The organism is Thiohalomonas denitrificans (assembly GCF_016841685.1).
GTDB classification, from domain to species: domain Bacteria; phylum Pseudomonadota; class Gammaproteobacteria; order Thiohalomonadales; family Thiohalomonadaceae; genus Thiohalomonas; species Thiohalomonas denitrificans_A.
In genome coordinates this window covers 1-3,890 of sequence record NZ_JAENYR010000144.1, presented here as the reverse complement: position 1 = coordinate 3,890, position 3,890 = coordinate 1, and the positions used below count along the sequence as shown (strand labels likewise).

The window sequence follows — 3,890 nt, the reverse complement described above, 5'->3', positions numbered from 1 at the left end:
CCGATGACACCCTCGATGACATCGAAGCGGAAGCCCTTCAGGACTGGGAGCAACAGATGGGGCCGGTGGCCGATCCGGTGCTGCAGTGGGCCGAGAAGGCCGACAGCTTCGAGGCCTTCGTAGAAGGGCTCCCCGCACTGCTGGACCAGATGGATAGCGGGGAACTGATTCGCCAACTGGCGCTGGCCACCTTCAAGGCGCGCGGGGCCGGTGATGCCGAAGGCTGAGTCAGACTACGAATTCCCCGGCCCGGTACCGCGCGAGGCTACCGCCTGGTTCCGGCGCAAGGGCTACAAAGTCGGGTTCGACCACCGCGATGTCTGGGGCGAAGAGCACGCCGCCGCCTTCACCGTCGCAAAGGCGATGGAGATGGACGTCCTCACCGGCATCCGCGGAGAGGTGGACCGGGCCTTGGCCGAGGGCCGCACCTTTCAGCAGTTCCAGCGCGACCTTCGCCCCACCCTGGAGCGCCTCGGCTGGTGGGGGACGGGCGAGATGACAGATCCCCTCACCGGCGATTCGCGGGAGGTACAACTCGGCAGCCCCCGCCGGCTCCAGACCATCTACCGCACCAACCTGCGCACCGCCCGCGCCGCCGGCCAGTGGGACCGTATCCAGCGCACCACAAAGACACACCCCTACCTTATATATGAGCTGGGTCCCTCCGAGGAGCACCGGAAGCAGCACGTGGACTGGTCGCGCCGTATCCTGCCGACGGACGATCCCTGGTGGACCACGCACTATCCACCCAACGGCTGGGGCTGCAAGTGCCGGGTGCGCCAGGTCTCCCGCCGCGAGGCCGAGCGCCTGGGCGGCCCGCACCAGGCGCCGGCAGACGAGTCGGTTGAATGGGTCAACAAGCGCACCGGCGAAGTGATGCAGGTGCCCAAGGGCATCGACCCCGGCTGGGACTACAACCCCGGCGCCCACCGGCAAATGGGGGTCGACGGGAACCTGGCCGTCTCCCGGGCGGCGTTCGATAAAACCGTACCGAAACCGGTGAAGACAGGCCGACTGTGGCCCGAGGATACTGATCCCGTGTTCTCCACCGTCTCGGGCGTCAACCAACAGGCGATGGAGCATCTACTCCACCAAATCCCGGGCGCAAGTTCGCAGGTGCAGACATTCCAGCGTTTTCTGGAGGCGCACCCCGTCAAGAGCCTGTTTCTCAAGCAGGCCGAGATGGCGCAGGGAAAAACCTCCAGGAAGATCGAAAACAAGGTCGGCGAATTTCTGGGCGACAGTTGGAAGGGTTTCCCGCGTGTCGCCTATACAATCCGACGGGCCAGCCGCGTCGGCGGATTCACGGCCCGAAGCTTCGATCACGTGGTGGTCCGGGTGCGGGCCACGGACAAGCTGGCCGATGTCGTGCCTTCGGACCTGAAAAAGGCCGTCGAAAAGGCCGTCGCCGCGGATGCTCCGCGGGGCGCCGGGTCACGCGACGGCCGCTACTGGACCACCCGGGCCGCCCTGGATAGGCTCACGGACCAGGCCCGCCCCGGGGTCCCGGCCACGTTTGCCCACGAAATGGGCCATCAGGTCCACTATTGGGCCGGCGAGCCCCGGCGGCCGGATGGTAGTGCCTCGCTGACCGTGTACGGAATGACCGATGATCGGGAATGGCACGCCGAACACTTCACCGCCTGGCTGTTCAATCGCAAGGCCCTGGCGAAGTGGAGCCCTGATACGGCCGAATACTTTGACAAGCTGCTCGACACAGCGATAGATAGAAAACAGAAAGGTAGGTGAGATATGGACGAACTCAGCCCGGCCTTCCAGGAGGCCATGAACATTCTGGCTCAGCAGCCGCTGCCCGCGGATGCCGAAGCACGCCTCGAAGAACTGGAGAAGCAGATCCGGCCCGATGAATTCGAGCCGTTCGGCGATCTCTGGGAGGCCTTCGAGGTGGCCACCCGTGACAGTGACACTTCCCCCGAGTGAAATCCTGTTTTCGCGTGACCGCCTGAGAGGCGCTGTGAGCCGTTCAGAGCGCCTCTCAGGCTGGCAGTGGGCGGCCTAGCTGTCGATCGGTAGCCAGCGAGGGCGTTAAATGGGTTTTAAATTCACAATTAGTCTCTCGAAGGCGACTCGTTGCGCGAACCCGGATGTCCATCAAAAGAAAGAACCAAAACTGGTTGCGAATAATAACCAAGTTAGGTATGATTCATTTTCGAAACAACGAATCAGGAGCTATAGCCTGAAACCAGGGCGGGGAGAAAGATTATGACTATGATGTTAACCCCTTATGGACGGCTTGTTAGACAACTCCGTATTGAAGGCGACATCTTGACTGTTGAGATGGCCAAGGCACTGAAGGTTTCAGCGTCGTATCTATCGGCTTTGGAAACCGGGAGAAAAAATCTGACAGACTCTTTCGTCGAGCGAGTAGCTGAGTTCTTTGAAAAGAAGGGCCTTGGAACTGAGCAACTGTACACAGCAGCCGATCAGTCTAAGAGCGTGGTAAAGATTCATCCGGCAAATGAAGACCACGCGCTGGTTGCTTCCTTTGCCAGAAGGTTTCCGGAGATGCCGGAAGAGAAAAAGAAGCAGCTATTAGAGCTGTTAAACGGTGACTGATTAAGTGACTAGAGGATCAGTTGTGGCTAATAACTCAAAAAAATATGACAACCGGGGTGCAAAGGTCAAGGCTCGGAGAATCACTGAAATACGCCGTCTGGCTGACCACACTAGGAAAGTTTTGAATCAAGATGGACCGTACATCGATGTCATTCGGATTCTAGAGCACCAACTTCAGGACATCGGCATAAATTACGATATCCGCCCGACATCTGAGCTCAATGGAGCTCATGGCATTACTTACCCGAACGAAGCACTGATAGTACTTAGCGACGAAGTCGTGGAAGGGGCAAGCGAAGGTAACGGAAGGGATCGCTTCACCATTGCCCATGAAATCGGCCACCTGTTGATGCATGACAATGTGTCTTTCGCGAGGCAGTCAGTAGCGGCTTCACACCGAGTCTTTGAAGACAGCGAATGGCAAGCCGACACCTTCGCGGCGGAATTTCTGATGCCTGTAGCCTTTGTTCGAAAACTCTGCGGGTCTACGTTCGATATCATCCAGACCTTCGGAGTGTCGAACAAAGCAGCATTCTACAGATGGACAAAATTAGAGAAGGAGGGGCTTTTATAAGAGAAAAGCGGATTCGAGGTGCAACTCGAACCCGCCTTGGTAAAAGGTAACGGAACAGGTGGTCGTTACCTCTTGCGATACGATGATCGCGTCTGAACAACCCGATCTTAGCAGGATAATAATCCTGTAGTCGAATTTTTGACCGCATCGCGAGTTCTATGTTCCCACCTCTTAACCCGCCAAGTGGCGGAGGAGGGTTCGCGATGGCTACTCAAGCTAACGTGATCTTTCGTCCGTGGATCACTCGGAATGGTAAGCGCATTTATGCCTCGCAGTATGGGCTGCGCGCTTTCCCTATTCCGGTGAACCGCGGTAGAAAGAAGCGCCGTAAGTAGTGTTATGGCCGGGCCAGCCTAGGTGGCTGGCCCTTGGCCTCACCACTGAAACGCTTCAGTCTGATATCTCTCCCCCGCTGGCCCTATCGTGGCCGGCATGGCAGCATTAAACCCCTTTAATCCCACACCCCGCGCGCGGGCCGACATCCTTGTCGGCATGTTCTCGCGCACTCCATTTCAAATTGCACTCTGTAGCGCCAACCATGCCCACGAGCTGATAGCGCTGAACTTCGAACTGCCCGCCGACGGTTCCGTCCCTGAATGGGTCGAGCTGATCCCCGCCGGCGACACCGTTGCAGGTCTCGACGGGCGCCGGTGGGTCAATGACCAGCCCGAGGCGGTGCTGCAGCACAATGCCACCCTTCGCGCCCACAACCGCGACCTGGTCCTGGACTGGGAGCACA

4 protein-coding genes and 2 pseudogenes are annotated in these 3,890 nt (G+C 58.8%); all 6 read left to right on the top strand.

The window, feature by feature from the left end:
- Positions 1-227, top strand: a pseudogene (locus Q7L05_RS17100) (phage portal protein family protein); the annotation flags it as partial.
- Positions 214-1,749 carry a phage minor head protein gene (locus tag Q7L05_RS17095; protein WP_303909476.1) on the top strand — a complete coding sequence of 512 codons (1,536 nt, stop codon included), beginning with the start codon at positions 214-216 and terminating at the stop codon, positions 1,747-1,749. The pseudogene Q7L05_RS17100 and the gene Q7L05_RS17095, both read left to right, overlap by 14 nt.
- A gap of 3 nt (positions 1,750-1,752) precedes the next feature.
- Positions 1,753-1,941 (top strand): hypothetical protein, encoded by a 189-nt coding sequence (locus Q7L05_RS17090; protein WP_303909474.1) that lies wholly within the window; start codon positions 1,753-1,755, stop codon positions 1,939-1,941.
- 282 nt (positions 1,942-2,223) lie between these two features.
- Positions 2,224-2,577 (top strand): helix-turn-helix domain-containing protein, encoded by a 354-nt coding sequence (locus tag Q7L05_RS17085; RefSeq protein ID WP_303909472.1) that lies wholly within the window; start codon positions 2,224-2,226, stop codon positions 2,575-2,577.
- A gap of 22 nt (positions 2,578-2,599) precedes the next feature.
- Complete coding sequence (locus Q7L05_RS17080) at positions 2,600-3,151, top strand: ImmA/IrrE family metallo-endopeptidase (RefSeq protein WP_303909471.1); 552 nt, start codon at positions 2,600-2,602, stop codon at positions 3,149-3,151.
- A gap of 432 nt (positions 3,152-3,583) precedes the next feature.
- Positions 3,584-3,890 (top strand): annotated as a pseudogene (locus Q7L05_RS17075) (hypothetical protein); the annotation flags it as partial.